Origin of the sequence: Bacteroides sp. AF20-13LB (assembly GCF_003603065.1) — a bacterium.
Taxonomy (GTDB): Bacteria; Bacteroidota; Bacteroidia; order Bacteroidales; family Bacteroidaceae; genus Bacteroides; species Bacteroides uniformis.
The window spans coordinates 207,297-227,824 of sequence record NZ_QTMH01000009.1 but is presented as its reverse complement, the minus strand read 5'-3'; the positions used below and the strand labels follow the sequence as shown (position 1 = coordinate 227,824).

At 48.7% G+C, this 20,528-nt stretch carries 17 protein-coding genes; 9 read left to right on the top strand and 8 right to left on the bottom strand.

The window, feature by feature from the left end; all coding sequences use genetic code 11:
• Positions 1-57: 57 nt before the first annotated feature.
• The 3 genes from DWX62_RS12770 to DWX62_RS12760 are packed head-to-tail and all read right to left on the bottom strand — an operon-like array spanning position 58 to position 4,821.
• Positions 58-1,401, bottom strand: coding sequence for a citrate/2-methylcitrate synthase (locus DWX62_RS12770; protein WP_009037962.1), 1,344 nt, complete (start codon positions 1,399-1,401; stop codon positions 58-60).
• Positions 1,402-1,413: 12 nt separating this feature from the next.
• Positions 1,414-2,574, bottom strand: a complete 1,161-nt coding sequence (icd, locus tag DWX62_RS12765) for an NADP-dependent isocitrate dehydrogenase (RefSeq protein ID WP_057281613.1) — start codon at positions 2,572-2,574, stop codon at positions 1,414-1,416.
• Between the two features lie 3 nt (positions 2,575-2,577).
• On the bottom strand, positions 2,578-4,821 hold the full coding sequence (locus DWX62_RS12760; protein ID WP_057281612.1) for an aconitate hydratase: 2,244 nt from the start codon (positions 4,819-4,821) through the stop codon (positions 2,578-2,580).
• A 132-nt stretch (positions 4,822-4,953) separates the two neighbouring features.
• Here DWX62_RS12760 and DWX62_RS12755 point away from each other — a divergent pair, with 132 nt between their 5' ends.
• Positions 4,954-6,849 carry an AAA domain-containing protein gene (locus tag DWX62_RS12755; protein WP_057281725.1) on the top strand — a complete coding sequence of 632 codons (1,896 nt, stop codon included), beginning with the start codon at positions 4,954-4,956 and terminating at the stop codon, positions 6,847-6,849.
• Positions 6,850-6,910: 61 nt separating this feature from the next.
• On the opposite strand, the gene ilvC is transcribed toward DWX62_RS12755, so the two are convergent.
• From ilvC to ilvD, 5 genes are all read right to left on the bottom strand, one after another.
• A complete protein-coding gene (gene ilvC, locus DWX62_RS12750; protein ID WP_005827157.1) occupies positions 6,911-7,954 on the bottom strand; it encodes a ketol-acid reductoisomerase in 1,044 nt (347 codons plus the stop codon).
• A gap of 50 nt (positions 7,955-8,004) precedes the next feature.
• On the bottom strand, positions 8,005-8,754 hold the full coding sequence (locus tag DWX62_RS12745; protein WP_034532843.1) for an acyl-ACP thioesterase domain-containing protein: 750 nt from the start codon (positions 8,752-8,754) through the stop codon (positions 8,005-8,007).
• Positions 8,754-9,314, bottom strand: a complete 561-nt coding sequence (gene ilvN, locus DWX62_RS12740; protein ID WP_008664047.1) for an acetolactate synthase small subunit — start codon at positions 9,312-9,314, stop codon at positions 8,754-8,756. Before ilvN ends, DWX62_RS12745 begins: the two co-directional genes overlap by 1 nt.
• Positions 9,315-9,346: 32 nt before the next feature.
• Positions 9,347-11,098: a biosynthetic-type acetolactate synthase large subunit gene (gene ilvB / locus DWX62_RS12735; protein ID WP_009037958.1), complete on the bottom strand. Its 1,752-nt coding sequence runs from the start codon at positions 11,096-11,098 to the stop codon at positions 9,347-9,349.
• A 91-nt stretch (positions 11,099-11,189) separates the two neighbouring features.
• Positions 11,190-12,992 (bottom strand): dihydroxy-acid dehydratase, encoded by a 1,803-nt coding sequence (gene ilvD, locus DWX62_RS12730; RefSeq protein ID WP_119979692.1) that lies wholly within the window; start codon positions 12,990-12,992, stop codon positions 11,190-11,192.
• Between the two features lie 883 nt (positions 12,993-13,875).
• On the opposite strand from ilvD, the gene DWX62_RS12720 reads away from it, so the two are divergent.
• From DWX62_RS12720 to DWX62_RS12685, 8 genes are all read left to right on the top strand, one after another.
• Positions 13,876-14,703: a DUF4121 family protein gene (locus DWX62_RS12720; protein WP_009276375.1), complete on the top strand. Its 828-nt coding sequence runs from the start codon at positions 13,876-13,878 to the stop codon at positions 14,701-14,703.
• Between the two features lie 18 nt (positions 14,704-14,721).
• Positions 14,722-15,663: a hypothetical protein gene (locus tag DWX62_RS12715; protein ID WP_009276376.1), complete on the top strand. Its 942-nt coding sequence runs from the start codon at positions 14,722-14,724 to the stop codon at positions 15,661-15,663.
• Positions 15,664-15,742: 79 nt separating this feature from the next.
• Positions 15,743-18,745 carry an N-6 DNA methylase gene (locus DWX62_RS12710; RefSeq protein ID WP_120172916.1) on the top strand — a complete coding sequence of 1,001 codons (3,003 nt, stop codon included), beginning with the start codon at positions 15,743-15,745 and terminating at the stop codon, positions 18,743-18,745.
• A 15-nt stretch (positions 18,746-18,760) separates the two neighbouring features.
• On the top strand, positions 18,761-18,961 hold the full coding sequence (locus DWX62_RS12705; RefSeq protein WP_034530148.1) for a hypothetical protein: 201 nt from the start codon (positions 18,761-18,763) through the stop codon (positions 18,959-18,961).
• Between the two features lie 11 nt (positions 18,962-18,972).
• The gene (locus DWX62_RS12700) at positions 18,973-19,470 is read left to right on the top strand and encodes a hypothetical protein (protein ID WP_005647144.1); all 498 of its coding nucleotides are present in this window, start codon (positions 18,973-18,975) and stop codon (positions 19,468-19,470) included.
• 20 nt (positions 19,471-19,490) lie between these two features.
• Positions 19,491-19,805, top strand: a complete 315-nt coding sequence (locus tag DWX62_RS12695; RefSeq protein WP_106624705.1) for a hypothetical protein — start codon at positions 19,491-19,493, stop codon at positions 19,803-19,805.
• A 12-nt stretch (positions 19,806-19,817) separates the two neighbouring features.
• Positions 19,818-20,186, top strand: coding sequence for a hypothetical protein (locus tag DWX62_RS12690; RefSeq protein ID WP_005647142.1), 369 nt, complete (start codon positions 19,818-19,820; stop codon positions 20,184-20,186).
• Between the two features lie 20 nt (positions 20,187-20,206).
• A complete protein-coding gene (locus tag DWX62_RS12685) occupies positions 20,207-20,494 on the top strand; it encodes a hypothetical protein (protein ID WP_005647140.1) in 288 nt (95 codons plus the stop codon).
• Positions 20,495-20,528: the final 34 nt, after the last annotated feature.

The following is a 20,528-nucleotide window of genomic DNA, read 5'->3' as shown; positions in this document are numbered from 1 at the left end:
ATGGTGGAACGATTTTTTCCCCGTGATGGAACGATTTAAAAGATACAAGTCTAATCCTTACCGTTTCTTAATGGGCACATAAGCCACCTCATCCAAAACATTCTTATAGGCAGGACGGATAATACGCTTGCCTTCGAAATTCAATTCTTCATTGCGATGTGCACACCAACCGACAATACGTGCCATGGCAAACAAAGGCGTGAAGATTTCCTGCGGCAGCCCAATCATCTCGTAGACAAAGCCCGAATAGAAATCCACATTACTCGAAACCGTCTTGCCATTATTCTTCACACGGCCAAACACATCAATGGCGCGCTCCTCGAGCAGTTCAAGGAAAGCGAACTCGCGTTCTTTCCCTTTTTCGCGGGCAAGGTCGCGGGCAAGCTCTTTCAGCAGAATGGCGCGCGGGTCGGAAATGGTATAGACGGCATGTCCGATACCATATATCAAGCCGGTCTTGTTATAGGCTTCCTTGTTGAGCATGCGGGTGAAGTAAGTATCAATCTCATCCACATTCGTCCAGTCCTGAATGTTTTCCTGCAGATGGTGGAACATATCGGCAACCTGGATATTGGCACCTCCATGAAGCGGCCCTTTCAAGGAACCGATACCTGCCGCTATCGAAGAGTAAGTATCCGTCCCGGTAGAAGAAGTGACACGTACGGTAAAAGTGGAGTTGTTACCACCACCGTGCTCGGCCTGAAGAACCAGCAGCAGGTCGAGCGTGCGGGCATCCAGCTCCGTGTAGTCCTTCTTCAGCATATAGAGGAAATTCTCGGCAATGGAAAGGTTTTCCTGCGGATGGCGGATATGCAGTGAACGGCCATGGGTGGCATGGCGAAGCATGTTATAGGCATACGCAATGATGGTTGGGAATTTCGAAATAAGCTCAATGCTCTGCCGCATCAGATTATCGCGGGAAGTGTCATCGGCATCCGGGTCAAAACGATACATCTCGAGCACGCTGCGCGCCAGGATGTTCATAATGTTGTTTCCTTCAAGTTCAATGATATTCATCTTGGTCTTCTGCTCCAGCGGCATGTTATCGTTGATGAGTTCACGGAAAGAAGAGAGTTCTTCCTTGTCGGGCAGGCGGCCGGAAAGCAGCAAGTAGGCAATTTCCTCAAAACCGAAACGCTTCTCTTTGATGATGGCGTGTGCCAAGTCATCCACATCATAACCGCGGTAGAACAATTTGCCGGGAATAGGCTTCAGCCCTCCACCGGGGATGCGTTCATAGCCAACCACATTGCCTATTTTGGTCAACCCCACCAAGACTCCCGTGCCGTCCTCATTACGCAAACCGCGCTTCACATCAAACTTCCTGAACAGTTCATTCTCAATCCGGGTAGCTTCCTTCAAATCTTCGGAAAGCTTGTAAATCAGATACTCCTTCTTCATAATCGTTTCGTTTTATTCGTTATTCCCATTTTCTATTCTCCTTACAATCTCCCGGGTGAAAGCCGAAGTGGACAGCGAGACGCCACCCGGCATAAAACGGGCCAAGTCGGCAGTAGCACGGGCTTCTGTGAAACTTTGCTCCAAGGCGTTCTCTATAAGAGAGGCTGCTTCCTTCCAACCCAGATATTCAAGCATCATCACAGCGGAAAGGATGATGGAACAGGGATTCACAATGTCTTTCCCGGCAATGTTCGGAGCCGTCCCGTGAGTAGCCTCAAAAATGGCATGCCCCGTTTTATAGTTGATATTCGCACCCGGTGCAATGCCGATGCCGCCTACCATGGCAGCCAGTTGGTCGGACACATAATCGCCGTTCAGATTCAACGTGGCAATCACGGAATATTCTTCGGGGATAAGCAACGTGTTCTGCAAGAATGCATCGGCAATGCAGTCCTTGATGACCAGACGCCCTTCTGCCAGCTCTTTACCAAACTCACGTTCTGCCAGTTCGTACCCCCACTTCTTGAAGCCGCCTTCCGTAAATTTCATGATGTTTCCTTTGTGTACCAAGGTCACGGAAGGCATATGATGCTCAAGCGCGTATTGGCAGGCGGCACGCACCAAGCGCTCTGTTCCTTCTCTTGAAACGGACTTCACGCCAAACGAGGAGGTTTCGGGAAAACGGACTTTTGTCACTCCCATGTCATCATGGAGAAAACGATAGAACTTTTCAGCCTCCGGAGTTCCGGCTTCCCATTCGATGCCTGCATAAATATCCTCGGTATTCTCACGGAATACGTACATATCCACCTTCTGCGGCTCTTTGAGTGGAGAAACAATGCCCTTATACCAACGTACCGGACGTTGGCAGACATACAAATCAAGCGTCTGACGCAAGGCTACGTTCAAGGAACGGATACCTCTGCCGACGGGAGTTGTCAAAGGACCTTTGATGCCCACCTTATAGGTGCGGAAGGCTTCCATGGTTTCGTCCGGCAACCAGGAACCGGTTTCGTGAAAGGCACGTTCTCCTGCCAGCACTTCTTTCCATTCAATGCCACGCCGGTCACCATAGGATTTCTTGACAGCGGCATTCACGACAGCCTGCATGGATGGGGTCACTTCTGCTCCCACCCCATCGCCGGTAATAAAAGGTACAGTAATTTTTTCCATATTCTATCTTGCATTAAGTGCAGAACCGGCCCGGAACCAAGCGATCTGCTGTTCGTTATACGTATGTTGTACTTCAAAACTTTCTTTACTCCCGTCCTCGTGATGAAGAACCACCTTCAAAGTGCGTCCCGGAGCAAAATCTTTCAACCCCATGACAGAAATCAAGTCGCGTTCCCGAATCTTGTCATAATCGGCCTTATCCGTAAAGGTCAGCGCCAACATGCCTTGTTTCTTTAAATTCGTCTCATGGATACGGGCAAAGCTTTTCGCCAAAATGGCGCGTACATTCAGGAAGCGTGGTTCCATGGCAGCATGCTCACGGCTGGAACCTTCACCATAATTCTCTTCGGCAACGACAATGGAAGGGATGCCTTCTGATTTATACAGCTTCGCAGTGCCTGACACTGTTCCATAGGTATTGGTGGAGCGGTTCCAAACCTTGTTCGTCTCTCCATTGAAAGCATTGACAGCCCCCATCAGCATATTGTCCGAAATATTCTCCAAATGTCCCCGGAAACGGAGCCATGGCCCCGCCATAGAGATGTGGTCGGTGGTACATTTCCCTTGCACTTTAATCAATAAAGGCATATTCAGCAAGTCCATGCCATCCCAGGCAGGGAAGGGAGTCAGCAGTTGCAAGCGCTGTGAATGAGGATTGACCGTAATTTCCGTCTGTCCTTTGCCTGGAGCAATGTATCCTTCCTTTCCTCCTATAAACCCGTGTGCCGGCAGTTCTTCACCGACCGGTTCGGACAGTTTCACAACCTCTCCTTTGGCATTGACCAGCGTATCCCTCAACGGGTCGAAACAAAGGTCACCGGCAATGGTCAGCGCCATCGTTATCTCCGGGGAAGCGACGTAAGCAAAAGTGTTGGGATTTCCATCGGCACGTTTGGCAAAATTACGGTTAAAAGAGGTGACGATGGAATTTTTTCGTTCAGGGTCATCAGTATGGCGCTTCCACTGGCCAATACAAGGTCCGCAGGCATTCGCCATTATCGTTGCGCCAATATCTTCGAAAGCGGCAATCATGCCGTCGCGTTCAGCAGTGGCACGTATCTGCTCCGAACCGGGGTTGACAATCAGCGAGGAAGCAACCTTCAAATTCTTTTCCTTTACCTGCCGGGCAAGGGAGGCTGCGCGGCTCAAATCCTGATAGGACGAATTGGTACACGACCCTATCAGGCCGACTTCCATCCGGCGGGGATAGTTATTGGTTATCACTACCTCGGCAAATTTCGATATCGGTGTTGCTGCATCCGGCGTAAAGGGCCCGTTGATATACGGTTCCAACAGCGAGAGGTCTATTTCAATGATGCGGTCGTAATATTTTTCCGGATTTGCCAGCACTTCGTCGTCGGCGCGAAGGTCGGCAGCTACGGAAGCAGCCATTTTTGCCACTTCTTCACGTCCGGTAGCCTTCAAATAAGTACCCATGCGCTCATCGTAAGGGAAAAGGGAGGTAGTCGCCCCCACCTCTGCCCCCATATTGCAGATGGTAGCCTTTCCAGTGGCAGACAATGAAGCGGTTCCCGGTCCAAAATATTCAATGATGGCATTGGTTCCCCCTTTTACAGTAAGAATACCCGCCAACTTCAGAATAACATCTTTGGGAGCTACCCAGCCACTCAATTTACCCTTCAAGTGTACGCCTATCAGACGCGGCATTTTCAATTCCCATTCCATGCCAGTCATCACATCCACCGCATCGGCACCACCCACACCAATGGCCACCATGCCCAAACCTCCGGCATTGGGCGTATGAGAGTCCGTGCCTACCATCATTCCACCCGGAAATGCGTAGTTCTCCAATACCACCTGGTGAATAATGCCTGCTCCCGGCTGCCAAAAACCTATGCCATAGCGGGAAGAAACATCACGGAGAAAATTATAGACCTCCTCGTTGGTCTTCGTAGCAGTCGCAACATCTTCTTTTGCACCTTTATATGCTTGAATCAAATGGTCACAGTGCACAGTGGAAGGCACGGCAACCTGCTCACGGCCTGCATTCATAAATTGCAATAAGGCCATTTGAGCCGTTGCATCCTGCATGGCCACACGGTCGGGACGGAAATTCACATAGTCTTCTCCCCGTCTGTAGTTCTTCACTTTATCCCCATCATACAAATGAGCATACAAAATTTTCTCTGCTAAAGTCATCGGACGCCGCAGTACGTTCCGTACGCGTTCTATCTTCTCCGAATAAGCGGCATAAAACGTTTTGAGCATCGTTAAATCATATACCATAACCACTATTTTTTAGTTTTTCATTATTGTAAAGATTACAAATTAATATCATAAACAAATAAAAAGGCTGAATAGTTTAACAAAATAAAGCATTTTTTCCGTCGGAAGCGAAGAATGATTACCTTTGCAACCATGAAGGAACAAGATTCAAATAGTCCTATTATTCACCTCCAACAGCAGCAACTTTTGCTGCGCATGGAATACGAATACGAAAAAGAGGAATTCAAACGCCAAACCGAAAACATGGGGGTTGCCCGGAAAGTGAAACGGGGACTTTGCTGGTATCCTGCCACTCCGGGACGAAGTTACTATAATTCACTGAATCAATTAGTAATAGAAATTACACACACAGAAAATACCGATATAGAACATAATTTTGAGTTCGGCCGTCCCGTATGTTTTTTCCGCCAGTCTGCCGATGGAAAAATAACCTATATGAACTTCACCGCTACCGTAAGCTATGCCGACGAGACACGGATGGTAGCGATAATGCCCGGAGCCGGTGCCGTTATGGAAGTGCAGGAAACGGACAACCTCGGCGTGCAACTTTATTTCGACGAAACATCCTATCGGACCATGTTCGAAGCCTTGGAAGATACGTTACGCTCCAAAGGCAACCGCCTGGCCGAATTGCGGGACATATTGCTGGGAACCTCGAAAGCCGGTTTCCGAGAGCTCTACCCCGTACGGTTTCCCTGGCTGAACTCCACGCAGGAGACAGCTGTAAACAAAGTGCTGTGTGCCCGCGACGTGGCCATTGTACATGGTCCTCCGGGAACCGGAAAAACGACCACCTTAGTGGAAGCCATCTATGAAACCCTGCATCGGGAACCGCAGGTACTGGTATGTGCCCAAAGCAATACTGCCGTCGACTGGATTTCGGAAAAACTTGTGGACCGTGGCGTCAATGTCCTGCGTATCGGCAATCCGACCCGTGTCAACGACAAGATGCTTTCCTTTACCTACGAGCGTCGTTTCGAGAACCATCCGCTTTATCCGGAACTGTGGAGCATCCGGAAAAATCTCCGTGAACTGGGCAGCCGTGCCCGCCGTGGCAGCTATGACGAACGCGAAGGAGTACGCAGCCGTATGAGCCGCCTGCGCGACCGCGCCACCGCATTGGAAATACAAATCAATTCAGAGCTTTTTGATGGGGCACATGTCATAGCCTCCACGCTGGTAAGCAGCAATCACCGGCTGCTGAACGGACGCCGTTTCGGCACCCTTTTCATTGATGAAGCAGCCCAGGCCTTAGAGGCTGCCTGCTGGATAGCTATCCGAAAAGCAGACCGCGTGGTATTGGCGGGTGACCACTGCCAACTTCCGCCCACCATAAAATGCTACGAAGCCGCCCGTGGAGGTCTGGAACGAACATTGATGGAGAAAGTGGTGTCCAACAAACCTGCCGTTGTCTCTTTGCTGAAAGTACAATACCGCATGCACGAGGAAATCATGAAATTTCCTTCCCAATGGTTTTATAATGGCGAGTTGGAAGCCGCTTCCGAAGTGCGTTACCGGGGCATCCTGGACTGGGATACCCCCATCCACTGGATTGACACCTCCGAAATGGATTTCAAAGAAGAATTTGTGGGAGAGACTTTCGGGCGCATTAATAAGGCGGAAGCGGACCTGCTCCTATCAGAACTGAAAATCTACATCAACCGTATCAGTGGCAATCGCATTCTGGAAGAAAAAATAGACTTCGGCATCATCTCCCCTTACAAGGCACAAGTGCAATATCTCCGCAACAAGATAAAGGCAGACGCTTCACTCAAGCCTTATCGCAGCTTGTTCACTGTAAATACGGTGGATGGCTTCCAAGGGCAAGAGCGCGATGTTATCTTCATCAGCCTTGTCCGCGCCAACGAAGAAGGGCAGATAGGATTCCTGAATGATTTAAGGAGAATGAATGTAGCCATCACCCGGGCACGTATGAAGCTGGTAATATTGGGAGAGGCAGAGACGCTGAAACATCACGGTTTTTACCGGAAGCTATTGGAGTTTATTCAAAATATAGGGAATCAATAATAAAGAAATACCCCCTCCGGTAACACCGAAGAGGGTATTTCACCTATTTATATAAAGCTGATTAATTGTTTTCCGGACGAAGTTTACGAACCGTAACAGCTGTCTGCCACATTTCGCTTTCACGCAAGGCTTTCAATTCTGCATTCAGCTTCTCACGATAATCGGGTTTGGAGTTACTGTCGATAGAAATCTGAGCTTCGTTACCCGACTTCACACTTGCATACAATTTCTGTACAACCGGCTTGATGGCATCATGGAACGGGGTCATCCAATCCAGCGCACCACGCTGTGCCGTAGTAGAACAGTTGGCATACATCCAGTCCATACCATTCTTGGCAAACAATGGCATCAAAGATTGAGTCAACTCTTCCACTGTTTCATTGAATGCTTCAGAAGGAGTATGGCCGTTTTCGCGCAATACCTCATACTGAGCCAACAGTAATCCCTGGATAGCACCCATCAAGGAACCACGTTCACCGGTCAAGTCGGAAGTGGCTTCACGGATGAAAGTTGTCTCGAACAAATATCCCGAACCGATGCCGATACCCAGTGCAATCGTCTTGTCAAAAGCCTTACCCGTAGCATCCTGATAGACGGCATATGATGAGTTCAAGCCACGACCCTCGAGGAACATGGTACGAAGTGAAGTACCGGAACCTTTGGGAGCAACCATAATAACATCAATATCTTTAGGAGGAACCACGCCGGTACGGTCGTTCCAGGTAATAGCAAAACCATGAGAGAAGTAAAGAGCCTTTCCGGGAGTCAAATAAGGTTTGATAGTCGGCCATACAGACATTACAGCTGCGTCAGACAACAGACACATGATGATAGTACCTTTCTGACAAGCCTCTTCGATGCCGAACAAAGTCTCACCCGGTACCCATCCGTCAGCCACAGCCTTTTCGTATGTCTTGCCCGGACGTTGTCCTACAATCACATTGAAACCGTTATCACGCAAGTTGCAAGCCTGGCCCGGGCCTTGTACGCCATAACCGATTACTGCAATTGTTTCATCTTTCAAAATCTCACGTGCTTTTTCCAAAGGAAATTCTTCGCGGGTCATTACATTCTCAATAACACCGCCAAAATTCAATTGTGCCATTTTTTGTTTTAATTTTTATTTGTGGCTTACGCCAACGTTGATAAATTTATTTATTTCTCTGTAAACATCACTTTAGAGCGACAGACCACTTCGCTGCCATTCTTTTTCACCTCCACATCGTAAACGCCCTCACCGGCATCATCCATGAACAAAGTCAACTCATCCCCATAATAGCTTTCGGCTACATATGCCATCTCAAAACGACGGATGCGCTTCTCCTTATACATCTCTATCGGGAACAAATCAAGGATATGCTCGATGTAACGGATGCTGTTCACATGCCCGTTAATGTCAATATCACTGTATTTGGCTACCAAAGTAGCAACCGGTTCCTTTGAGGCCACCTTTATCCGCGAAGGTTTTTCTATCGGGCAAGGTTCATCGCAAACATAATCTACAATGCTGCCACTATGAAGAGCCAGCAAATCTGCCGGCTTACGGGTATTCATGCTAATCATCGCCCAAACGGAACGTGCGTACCCAATCTTCTTGCCCTCTTTATCGATGATAGCGAAATTACGGTCTGTAAAAAGGCGATAGACATTCTCCACCCAAGTCTGAATGGAGAAATCTTCGTACTGATAAGGCATTTCATCCAGTTCGACAGCCAGACGGGACAATACCCAAGTATAATTGTCCTCGTTTAGAGTCGCGATGCCAAAACCGCGGTCGCTGGCATGGAAACCCGCACAATTCAACAAATGGTTGCCCAATACTCCCATGGTCAGCCGTCCGGTAAAGTCGACATGAAACGGTTCGGCAACAAACTTGTAGGTACCTATCTTATTGTTTTCGCTCATCATAATTCCTGGTGTTTACTTTGACGATATTTTGCTTCACGGTCCGCCAGATATTCATTGACACGCTCAAAGCAGCTGGTCGTAATGGCTACGCGACCCGAACGGACGAACTGAAGTACGCAATCCAACTGGCGCAACTCCTCATAAAGATTGGTTATTTCCTCACTCATGCCATTCTTCTCAACAATGGCAAATACAGCATTCACCTCCACAATACGGGCATTGTACTTACGGATTACTTTGGACACCTCCGGTTTTTCTTCCAGCGTAGGGGTCGTTATTTTATAAAGGGCAATCTCGTGCTGATAGATTTCATCATCCGTGAAATAATGGGCTTGCAGCACATCTATTTTCTTGGTAATCTGCTTGGTCACCTTTTCAATGGTATCCTTATCCGTCCAAGCGGTAATGGTATATTTATGTACCCCCTTGATGGAGGAGGCCGATACATTCAAACTCTCGATGTTTATCTGCCGGCGGGTAAACACAGCCGTCACCTGATTCAGCAAACCGGCAAAGTTTTCCGAATGAACAATGATTGTATATAGTTTTTTATCCATAGATAGAGTAAATTCTTTAATTTCGCATGACTTCAGCATTCCAACAACATCTGATTGACCGAACCGCCCGGAGGTGTCATCGGCATTACATTTCCTTCTTCCTCCACACAAGCTTCGAGCAGGAATGGTCCGTCGGTTGCTATCATCTCGTCAATCGCTTTTGCCAACTCCTCGCGGGTCATTACCCTGCGTGCAGGAATATCATATGCCGAAGCAATCTTCATATAATCCGGATTCATCATCGGAGTAAACGAATAACGACGATTGAAGAACATCGCCTGCCATTGACGAACATTGCCCAGGAAGTTATTGTTCAACAGAATCATCTTCACCGGAGCCTTTTGTTCCATGATGGTACCCAGTTCCTGCAGGTTCATCTGCAAGCCGCCGTCTCCCATGAATACGCATACCGTGCGGTCCGGACGTCCAAAAGTGGCACCGATAGCTGCCGGAAGGCCGAAGCCCATAGTACCCAGGCCACCGGAAGTAACAATGCTACGTTCCTTGCTGTATTTGAAATAACGGGCGGACATCATCTGATTCTGGCCGACATCAGTCACCAATATCGCCTCGTTATGGGTAGCCTCACTCACAGCACGCACCACCTCACCCATGCTTAGCGCTTTTCCTGCCGGATGTAATTCCGGACGGATTACCTTTTCCTCTTCCACTTCTTCGTATTGCCGGAAACTGTCAATCCATTCCTGATGGTTGGCGGGTTCCAGCAATTGGGTAACGGCAGCCAGTGTCTCTTTGCAATCTCCCAGGACAGCAACATCGGTCTTTACATTCTTATCTATTTCGGCAGGGTCAATATCAAAGTGGATAATCTTCGCCTGCTTGGCATATGTTTCCAATTTACCCGTCACACGGTCATCAAAGCGCATGCCTACGGCGATAAGGACATCACATTTATTGGTATTGATATTGGGCCCCAGGTTACCGTGCATACCAAGCATTCCTTTGTTCAACGGATGGTTCGTAGGTAATGCGGAAAGTCCCAATAAAGTGCATCCGGCAGGCATTCCGGCTTTCTCAATGAAAGCACGAAGCTCTTGCTGGGCTTCTCCCAGCTCCACGCCTTGTCCTACCAGCACCAAAGGCCGTTCCGCACCATTTATTAATTCAGCAGCCTTCCGTATGGCCTCCGGCTCCATTTCGGGAACGGGAAGATAGCTACGGACATAGTCCACCTTAGTAGGCGCATATTCTGTTTTCTCCACTTGGGCGTTTTTAGCAAAATCCAGCACGACCGGTCCCGGACGTCCGCTCTTTGCCACATAGAAAGCACGTGCCACTGCCCAGGCCACATCTTCTGCACGACGAATCTGGTAACTCCATTTCGTGATAGGCTGAGTAATGCCTACCAAGTCCACTTCCTGAAATGCATCCGTACCCAAGAAGTTCGTCCCTACCTGGCCGGCAATGACAACGATAGGCGTACTGTCAATCATGGCATCTGCAATGCCCGTGATAGTATTGGTAGCACCCGGTCCACTGGTAACCAGACAAACGCCAACCTCGCCTGATACACGTGCAAAGCCTTGTGCCGCATGGGTTGCTCCTTGTTCATGGCGAACCAAGATGTGGTTCAATTCCTTCCGGTGGTCGTATAAGGCATCGAATACCGGCATGATGCTCCCTCCCGGATAACCGAAAATGGTCTTTACTCCCTGATGCTCCAGAGAGCGCATCAATGCTTCTGCGCCTGTTATTAGAGCCTCACCCCGACCCTCTCCTTGGGAGAGGGAGGAAAAGTTACTCTTTTTATTATTATCAGCCATACTTTATCTATTCATTATATTTAAAAGCTCAATAGTAGCTTGAAAAATTTGTTTCATTCTTTCCTCCCCTCGCTTTCGGAAAGGGGGGCTTTTAATCAATCAGCCTCACAGCCCCTTTGTCAGCGGAACTCACCATACTGGCATATGCTTTCAATGCTTTGGAGACTTCACGGTTGCGGGTTACCGGAGTCATAGGGCGTGCTGCAAGCTCTTCATCCGTCAACTTCACATTGATAGAACGGTTCGGTATATCAATTTCGATAATGTCCCCATCCTTAATCTTGCCGATATTACCACCGGCAGCCGCTTCGGGAGAAACATGTCCGATACTTAGTCCGGAAGTACCACCACTGAAACGCCCGTCGGTAATCAATGCACACTCCTTACCCAGATGGCGGGATTTGATATAAGAAGTAGGATAAAGCATCTCTTGCATACCCGGTCCACCTTTCGGCCCTTCGTGAGTGATGACGACGACGTCTCCACTGACTACCTTTCCACCCAGAATACCGTCACAAGCCGCATCTTGTGAGTCGAAGACTTTCGCCGGCCCCGTAAATTTCCAGATACTCTCGTCTACACCGGCAGTCTTGACAACGCAACCGTCCTGAGCTATATTTCCCTTCAAAACTGCCAGACCGCCATCCTTGCTGTATGCATGTTCCAAATCACGGATACAACCGGTCGCACGGTCCGTGTCGAGTTCCTTATAAGACGCATTTTGTGAACCAAGTACCAGATTGAACTTTCCGGCTGCCGCACTGGAGTATTTCTTGATTGCCTCTTTACATACATTAGAGCTGGTAATACTATACCGGTCGATTGCCTCTGCCAACGTCATTCCATCCACACGGCGGACATTCGTATCGACCAATCCGCCCTTGGCAAGCTCATCCATGATGGCAATGATGCCACCGGCACGGTTAACGTCTTGTACATGATACTTTTGGGTATTGGGAGCCACCTTGCATAAGCAGGGGGTCTTGCGGGAGAGCATGTCAATGTCGTCCATCTTAAAATCCGCTCCGGCTTCGTGAGCCACAGCCAACAAATGAAGTACCGTATTAGTGGAACCGCCCATCGCAATATCCAGCGTCATGGCATTCAAAAATGCCTCGCGGGTAGCAATACTTCGCGGGAGTACGCTCTCATCCCCTTCTTCATAATATCTAAAGGCATTCTCTACAATCAACTTGGCTGCATCCTCAAATAGTTTCTTGCGATTTTCGTGAGTGGCTACAATCGTGCCGTTACCGGGCAGTGCCAATCCAATCGCTTCATTCAGGCAATTCATGGAATTAGCGGTAAACATGCCTGAGCAGCATCCGCAAGTGGGGCAGGCATGTTGCTCAATCTGTGCCACCTCTTTATCGCCCACACTTTCATCAGCAGATTTAATCATGGCATCAATCAAATCCAAATGCTGTCCGTTCCATTCCCCGGCTTCCATCGGACCGCCTGAAACAAACACAGTCGGTATATTCAGTCTCATAGCCGCCATCAGCATCCCCGGAGTAATCTTGTCACAGTTACTGATGCAAACCATAGCATCCGCCTTATGGGCATTTACCATATACTCCACACTATCGGCAATGATATCTCTTGAAGGCAGGGAATAAAGCATACCGTCGTGTCCCATAGCGATACCGTCGTCAATGGCAATCGTATTGAACTCCGCAGCAAAACACCCCAGTTTTTCAATCTCTTCCTTTACAAACTGGCCTATTTCGTGCAGATGTACATGCCCGGGGACGAATTGTGTAAATGAATTGACTATAGCGATAATGGGCTTACCCATCTGTTCCTTCTTCATACCATTCGCCGTCCACAATGCACGGGCTCCCGCCATGCGGCGACCTTGTGTGCTGAACGAGCTGCGTAACTGATGCTTCATTTTCAAATCTCCTTTTAATGAAAAAGCCTCTCCCACTATAGTGAGAAAGGCTTAATAAATTATCTTCTAACGTACGAATACATACATAACCTTTCTCACGCTCTTGATGCCACCACCACGACGCGAATAATATGCAGGACTGCCAGGTTAATAGATGTATGTAAATTCATAACTTAATTCTTCTTTTTTGTTTCAAACGTGCTGCAAAGGTAAGGGCTTTTTTATAATCTCCAAACAAATTGAAGAAAAAAATAAGATAAATATGAATAATCGTAAGAAAATATCGCCCTAAAATCCTATTTTATCACTTAACAGTTCTAAATAGAACCATTCAGACAGCCAATGTAAATGTATTGCCAATCATTGAAACCATTTAATAATCTGAAAATTACCAAAGGCTCTCTACATCCCGAAACAAATAATTCGTATATTTGTTGTAATCTGAAGTATCTTATTTGATTATCAACGCTTTGTAGAAAACTCGCATAAGAACGGGCAACGGATAAGAAAATTCCAAGCTGTTTAGAATCACTATATTCCTCATGCTTTCAAATAACTCTTTTTTCTTGATGCAAAGGTAGCATTTTTTCGTGATTGCCGGTAATTTTCGGGCATAAAATATCACGGTCATTTCAAGAAACATATACAGCGGACATGACAGCCATACCGTAGCCGAATCCCCGTAACTCACAGGCAAAGGTAACCCGTGTCCTGTTCGTACAAGCAAGGTCAAGCCCTCCGGGTGTCGTGGAAAAATCATCCTCGCCCGGAGGGCTTGCGGTATTTTTCCCGCCAACCTTGCATGTACGGGACACGACCTTTTATGGCCTGTAGTTACGGGAACTCCGGCCCCGAAAAGCCGGATCACTAAAAATAAATTGTTATGTCACAGCAGGTAACAAAAGAAAAGTACAGTATCGAAACACTCAGAGAGCGGAATGTTTCATACGACCACCAGCATTGGCTGACACAGAAAGATGTGGATATGGCCAACAGTTATGTTGAACTCATTGAGCGGACACGCTCCGAAATTACACCTCAAATTGGAGACAGGCTGGTATATGTAACCGAACACGGGGATTATTACGGAAACGCCCTTATTGACAGCAGGAGTGCAAAAGAAGGATATCTTTCCGTATGCGAACAGCCGTATGTGCCTTTCGTGTGGGAAGAGGACGGCAATATCCGTCTGAGTGTCAGCGGAGGCGCATTCCATTCCGTGAATCCGGAGGAACTGAAATTCCTGAAATGGACGGAAGGGGTATTCAAGGAATGGGGGCATTGCGGTGCTTGCGCCAACGGTTCGGTGTCATTTCTGGCTAAGGTACCGTTATGGTTTTATGCCGAACCCAATCCCAGGTATGGAGATTTCACGACCGAGACCTACCGGAAGTTCTACCTACACAAAAGGGAGGAATCGGAAAACGGCAATCTCTATCAAGGCTTTGACATCGCTTTCCGGGACGAAGCCGAGTTCCGGCAGTTCCTGAAGGACTACGAAGGAACGGTGTTCAAGGGAAATTGGGATAATCAAATCGTGTTATGGTGTTTCCGTCGGGAATATGTGTTCCTGCCATCCGCCGAATGGGAGAAGGTTGATGCCCCTGCCGAAGAACGGAGGCTCAACTTCCATCCCGAGCAGGTCAAGATAGTCAAGGACATGGAAAAGCACATCACTTATTTCTACCGGATTAAACCGGATAATTTTTAACATTTAACCCTAACAGATATGCAAACGACAACAGCACCCAAGGCCGGCAACGCTCCCGACCTGCTTCAAGGCATTCTGAGCGTACAAGTGAGAAACGAGGACAAGATTACGGAACAGGACCGTGTCTATTGCCAGACGCAGCAAAACCTGCTTTACAAGACACTCGACCAGATTGACCGCTGGTACGCCGTCTTCAAGGAAGAAGCCGAACAATACCAAGCCGAACGTAAGTCCCATTACGAAGAAAACGGCAAGGTTTCCATGCGTGATTTCTACACTTACCATAACGACAGGGAAGACTATTCACACAACGAGTTCAAACCGTTTGACCTGATTAACGATCTGGTAGATAAGAACCGAAACGCCAACGCGAATTTTGCGAACCGCATCATTTCTTATTTCAACAGGACTTACAAAGTGTCGGTTCCTGAGTATAAAATAGACGAAAAAACCCTTCCGATGGGCTTCCGTCCTGTTTATGACACATATGTAGATGTAGTCATCGAACACTTGGGCGGCAAGAGTTTCCGGGAAACGGCCGTGGAAGAACTGCTCGCACGCCTGAACAAAGTTGTCAGACCGGCATACTGGAGCAAAGTCAAGACGGAGTTGAAGAAGGACAAGATAATCTTTCCCGAAATCATCCGTTTCGACGATTTTTCCATGCAATACAACCAAAGGAACAGAATCTCCTACAACTACGGCGGAGAACTGGAAACCCTGTGTGCCGGCATTGCCTACGGTGCGGATGACATACTGAATGGAAATTCAAAGATGATTATCCGTTTTGATGACAACGACATTTCTGTCACAGACTGGTACGACCTTACGACCACCAATGCCGAGCAAATCCGATTCTACAAGAACGGACGTATCGATGTCCGGTTCAAGGACAGTGCGGCAGCCGAAAGTTGTTTCAAGCGTCTGCATCTGGATGAAATCACCCTAAGAGAAAACTGACCATGATAAGATTTACACAGCACCCCGTAAGGCAATCCTTGCGGGGTGTTTTCATTTTTAACGATAAACAGATAAAGTCATGTATGCCATCATCCCCCAACAGATACCGCAAGGTATGCGTGCCGAAGTCAACGAGAAGATACTTTTCGCCATAGACTCCGGCAAGGACCTCATTCCGGCGGAGAGCATCTACAACTGCTATACCGGTATCGGAGGGCTGCACAACCTCAAACAGTCCGACTTTGCCAACTACCATGAGTATGCCCAGGCGAAGAAGGAGTTCGAGATGGGACAGTTCTTCACCCCGCATGAAATATGCCGGGACATGGTGGATATGCTGTGTCCTATCTCATCCGAAATGGTTCTTGACATGTGTTGCGGTATGGGCAATTTCTTCAACCATCTGCCCAACCCGCATAATGCCTACGGCTTCGACATAGACGGCAAGGCCGTGTCTGTCGCACGATACCTCTACCCGGAAGCCCATATCGAGAAATGCGACATCCGGCAATACTATCCGGAACAACGTTTCGATGTTATCATCGGCAATCCTCCTTTTAACTTGAAGTTCGACTACAAACTGTCGCAGGAATACTATATGGACAAGGCTTACGATGTGCTTAATCCGGCAGGAATCCTGATGGTCATCGTGCCATGCTCTTTCATGCAGAGCGAGTTCTGGGAGAAGACACGGATAACCGGTATAAACGGCAATTTCTCATTTGTCGGTCAGACGAAGTTGGCCCCGTCAGCCTTTGCCGCAGTCGGAGTCCATGACTTCAATACGAAAATCATGGTATTTCTCCGTAAATCGGGCCACATCAAGATGCAGGCTTACAACGCGGAGGAATTCATAACGGCGGACGAGCTGAAAAAGCGCATCGGCGAGGCAAGGGCGATGAAACACCGGTTGCGTTTCGACCTGATGCGCGAAACCAACCGGATCGACAAGGAAGAACTTGAGCTGTTCGAGTACAAACTTGCCAAGTACCTGTACGAGCTGAAGGCGCACGCCAAGTTGAACAAACATATAGACAAGGCGGAAGCGTTGGTCACGAAGTTCCGTAACCAGAAACCGCCTGAGAACGCCACGCGGGAGCAGGTGGAGCAATGGGAGAAGAACAAGCTGACCCCGAAGAAAGTGCTTGCCGTCATCCGCAGGTACATCACCTCGCAAAATACCGTACCTCGCAAGGAAGTGGCATTGGTGAAGACCTCATACGGCTTCAAACTGAAACAATATGCTCCGCGACTCCTTGACAAAGTTCCGCACAAGGCGGCGAGTATCAACGACCTCGTGCTGGAGCGTGCCGAACTGCCCATACCGGAAGTGCCGACAGAAAAGAACATGCACCAAATCCGTGCGGCGGAGAAACTGATCCGACGCAAGCGGAGAGAGTACGAAATGCAGAACCGGCAGTTCCCGGAAATGGAGGAAGATGGCAGGCTGAAAGAATACCTGGACCGGTGTGCATTCATCAACAAGGACGGCGAGACCTGCGAGTTTACCACGCTCCAGAAACACGACCTGAACCTCGTCTTGCAGAAACGCCACGCGCTGCTGAACTGGCAGCAAGGCTCTGGCAAGACAGCCGCCGTGTACCATCGTGCCAAATACCTGCTCAAATTCCGCAAAGTACGGAATGTCATCATACTGGCTCCTGCCATCGCCACCAATATGACATGGATACCCTTCCTCTCGATAAACAGGGAACAGTTCCGGGTGGCAAGGAACAATGCCGACCTGGAAACTGTGCCGGAAGGCGTGTTCCTCGTCCTATCCACCTCCATGCTCGGCAAGCTGAAACGGGGCATGGCAAGGTTTGTCAAACGCAGTTCAAGAAAACTGTGCCTTGTTTTCGACGAGTCGGACGAGATAACCAACCCGTCGTCACAACGTACAAGGCATATCCTCGGTCTCTTCCGCCGCCTCAAATACAAGATACTCGACACCGGTACGACCACACGCAACAACATCGCCGAACTGTACAGCCAGTTTGAATTGTTGTATAACAATTCCATAAACATGGTCTGTTGGAGCAGTCGAGTGTACCACGAGAGCAGGGACAAGGAGATAGAGGAAGATAACAATCCGCACTATGGTGAGCCGTTCCCCGCTTTCAGGGGGCATGTGCTTTTCCGTGCCTGCCACTGTCCGGGGAAATCCACCGTGTTCGGCATTGAGAAACAGAACCAGGATGTCTATAACAAGGAGGAGCTGGCCGGCCTTATCGGGAAGACCGTCATTACACGCAAGTTCAGGGACTTTGCAGGAGAGAAATACAAGATACGGACACATACCGTCAGCCCGTCCGACGGCGAGCGTGAGGTTTACCGTGTCATCATCGAGGAGTTCTGCCGCATCTGCGAACTGTATTACAACAGCACGGGGGATGCAAAGAAGGATGCCGGACTCCGGCTTATGCGCCAGATCAAGCTGCTCATCAAGGCCTGCTCCGTCCCACACCTGATAGAGGGCTATTCCGGAGACGGGATTCCGAACAAGACAAGGTACATCGAAAGGCTGGTACGGAAGATACCCGGCAAGGTGGCTGTCGGCTGCACGTCCATAGCCGCATTCGACCTTTACGAGAGCCGTCTTCGCGAATGTTTTCCTGACCGTCCCGTATTTGTGGTCAAGGGAGACGTGGCGTTCAAGAAACGGCAAAGCATCGTGACGGAGTTCGATTCCACCATCAACGGCATACTGGTATGCACGCAGCAGAGCCTGAGCAGTTCGGTGAACATACCCACCTGCAACGACGTGATACTTGAATCCCTGCAATGGAACATCCCGAAGATGGAGCAGTTCTACTTCCGTTTCATCCGTCTCGACTCCAAAGAGCTGAAGGACGTGCATTATGTCACCTACAAGGACTCCGTGGAGCAGAACCTGATGGCGCTGGTGCTTACCAAAGAGCGGCTGAACGAGTTCATCAAGACGGGCGAAGTAAAGGAACAGTCGGAAATCTTCGAGGAGTTCGACGTCACCATGTCCGTCATCGAGAGCCTGCTGGTCAGGGAACGGGACAGCGAAGGCAAGATACACATCAGCTGGGGAAGCCAGCGCATCATGAACTGAAAAATGGAAAAACAAATGAGAAACCGCAGATTCCATTCCACAGGCAAAGGTAGCCCGCCCCCTTACCGGCAGGGCAAGGTCATGCCGCAAGCGGTTTTCGGGAAAATCATCCTCGCCGGAGGCTCCGGTATTTTCCCGAAAAACCCTGCACTGCCGGGGTGCGGACCTTTTGGAGCCTGTGGAATGAAATCCCCGGTTCCGAATCATAAACTATAATGAAGAATATCATGGACTTGAATCAGGCAGAAGTGGCAGTGACCACGCAGCATCTCATAGACATGGGGCAGGAAAAAGACAACCTGCTGCAAATGTCCGACTTCGGCGACATGGGGGAATTCCTGTGCACCTGCTCCGAACTGTTCCCCGAAGAGGAAACTCCGGAATACAGGTACACGAAATGGGAGGAAATCCCGGACCTGCTCATCAACCGGGAATGGCTGTGTCCCAACTTCTTCGAGATAAGGGAGGCGATGGAACAGCTGGAGGAACCCGACAAGGATTGCTTCTTCGACTGGTGTGACCGTTACGGGCATGACATCAGTACGGAAGACCCGCACCTGCTGGTGGCGCACTATATCGAACTTTATGGAAATGCGGCCTATATCGACGATGAGCCTTGCCCGGACAGCGGGGATGACAGCCTGCTGTACTGTCCGGGCATATCAAGCAACTATTTCGACACGGGTATTCCCCGCTTCGAGGTATTCGATGACAATTACGATTAAAGCATATAAACATATACAAGATGGAAATCAACTTCAAAGGACCGGTAATGCCGGTTGACCCCTATTCGCAAATGGCGTTTGTGGAGATACTGAACATTCTCCTGACGGCAGGGCACATCGTGGATGTGAACAGGTTCCTGATAAACAGGAATGCAAACCCGCGATTCGGCTCGTTGTCAGGATATTTCAGATGGTCATTCTCCGACAACCACTTTACCCTGTGGCAACGGGTGGAATACAACTCGCCGCTCTGCTTCAGCCGGCGCATATTCAGCATCCATTTCGGGATGCTGGCAAGCCGTGACAGGAAAAGAGACAATACGGTAATGAACTAAAAACATATCAATATGAGTCACCAGGTAATTACAAGAATGGCATACAATGCCAAAACCAAGCAGATAGAAACTTGGCAGCATTCCAACAACGTGTGGCCGACAACAGACCATTTTTATGCATTGGATGTGAAAACAGACGAACAGATGTTTGAATTCATAACATTGATAGCAAACGGATTGTGGCAAGGGCGCAAATGGCGTAAAGCATTCAAGACACTTTTTGAAGAATATCCGGAATTGGTCAGGTCCTCATACGAGCACGAGCTTAGAGGCCAACCTTGGAAGGCATACTGTGCCATTTGCAAAAAATATGAGGAACTTGCCCAAAGCAAATGCAATGAAATAGTTGCGCGATTCAGGCAACTTACCGGGATTGTCTGACCCAAACAGATGCAAAATATATGGAAGAGATAAAGATTTCAAACAGACAAATCGCGCTGATGGCTTTCGACCGGTTGCGCAAGGAAGACAAGACAGATTCCGCATTGAAACTCGCACGGTGTATGCTGCATGGCACAAGCATATCTCTTGGCATAGGTGATATCGACTGGGAGATAGACAGGGCAATACAGCAGTGCGGAGGAGTGCCAAGAACAGGATACAGATACACGGCTTATTTCCACTTCAACCGGAATACGGAAATGGCAAAGGAAATATATGACAAGATCGTGAAGGAACTGTATGGTTAGGAAACAACACGGAGGCGGCTTGAAGGCCGCTTCC

What these genes read in the sequence shown, in the direction of transcription:
- DWX62_RS12770 (WP_009037962.1), bottom strand. Translation starts at nt 1,401, where the DNA reads ATGAAGAAGGAGTATCTGATTTACAAGCTTTCCGAAGATTTGAAGGAA.
- icd (WP_057281613.1), bottom strand. Translation starts at nt 2,574, where the DNA reads ATGGAAAAAATTACTGTACCTTTTATTACCGGCGATGGGGTGGGAGCA.
- DWX62_RS12760 (WP_057281612.1), bottom strand. Translation starts at nt 4,821, where the DNA reads ATGGTATATGATTTAACGATGCTCAAAACGTTTTATGCCGCTTATTCG.
- DWX62_RS12755 (WP_057281725.1), top strand. Translation starts at nt 4,954, where the DNA reads ATGAAGGAACAAGATTCAAATAGTCCTATTATTCACCTCCAACAGCAG.
- ilvC (WP_005827157.1), bottom strand. Translation starts at nt 7,954, where the DNA reads ATGGCACAATTGAATTTTGGCGGTGTTATTGAGAATGTAATGACCCGC.
- DWX62_RS12745 (WP_034532843.1), bottom strand. Translation starts at nt 8,754, where the DNA reads ATGAGCGAAAACAATAAGATAGGTACCTACAAGTTTGTTGCCGAACCG.
- ilvN (WP_008664047.1), bottom strand. Translation starts at nt 9,314, where the DNA reads ATGGATAAAAAACTATATACAATCATTGTTCATTCGGAAAACTTTGCC.
- ilvB (WP_009037958.1), bottom strand. Translation starts at nt 11,098, where the DNA reads ATGGCTGATAATAATAAAAAGAGTAACTTTTCCTCCCTCTCCCAAGGA.
- ilvD (WP_119979692.1), bottom strand. Translation starts at nt 12,992, where the DNA reads ATGAAGCATCAGTTACGCAGCTCGTTCAGCACACAAGGTCGCCGCATG.
- DWX62_RS12720 (WP_009276375.1), top strand. Translation starts at nt 13,876, where the DNA reads ATGTCACAGCAGGTAACAAAAGAAAAGTACAGTATCGAAACACTCAGA.
- DWX62_RS12715 (WP_009276376.1), top strand. Translation starts at nt 14,722, where the DNA reads ATGCAAACGACAACAGCACCCAAGGCCGGCAACGCTCCCGACCTGCTT.
- DWX62_RS12710 (WP_120172916.1), top strand. Translation starts at nt 15,743, where the DNA reads ATGTATGCCATCATCCCCCAACAGATACCGCAAGGTATGCGTGCCGAA.
- DWX62_RS12705 (WP_034530148.1), top strand. Translation starts at nt 18,761, where the DNA reads ATGAGAAACCGCAGATTCCATTCCACAGGCAAAGGTAGCCCGCCCCCT.
- DWX62_RS12700 (WP_005647144.1), top strand. Translation starts at nt 18,973, where the DNA reads ATGGACTTGAATCAGGCAGAAGTGGCAGTGACCACGCAGCATCTCATA.
- DWX62_RS12695 (WP_106624705.1), top strand. Translation starts at nt 19,491, where the DNA reads ATGGAAATCAACTTCAAAGGACCGGTAATGCCGGTTGACCCCTATTCG.
- DWX62_RS12690 (WP_005647142.1), top strand. Translation starts at nt 19,818, where the DNA reads ATGAGTCACCAGGTAATTACAAGAATGGCATACAATGCCAAAACCAAG.
- DWX62_RS12685 (WP_005647140.1), top strand. Translation starts at nt 20,207, where the DNA reads ATGGAAGAGATAAAGATTTCAAACAGACAAATCGCGCTGATGGCTTTC.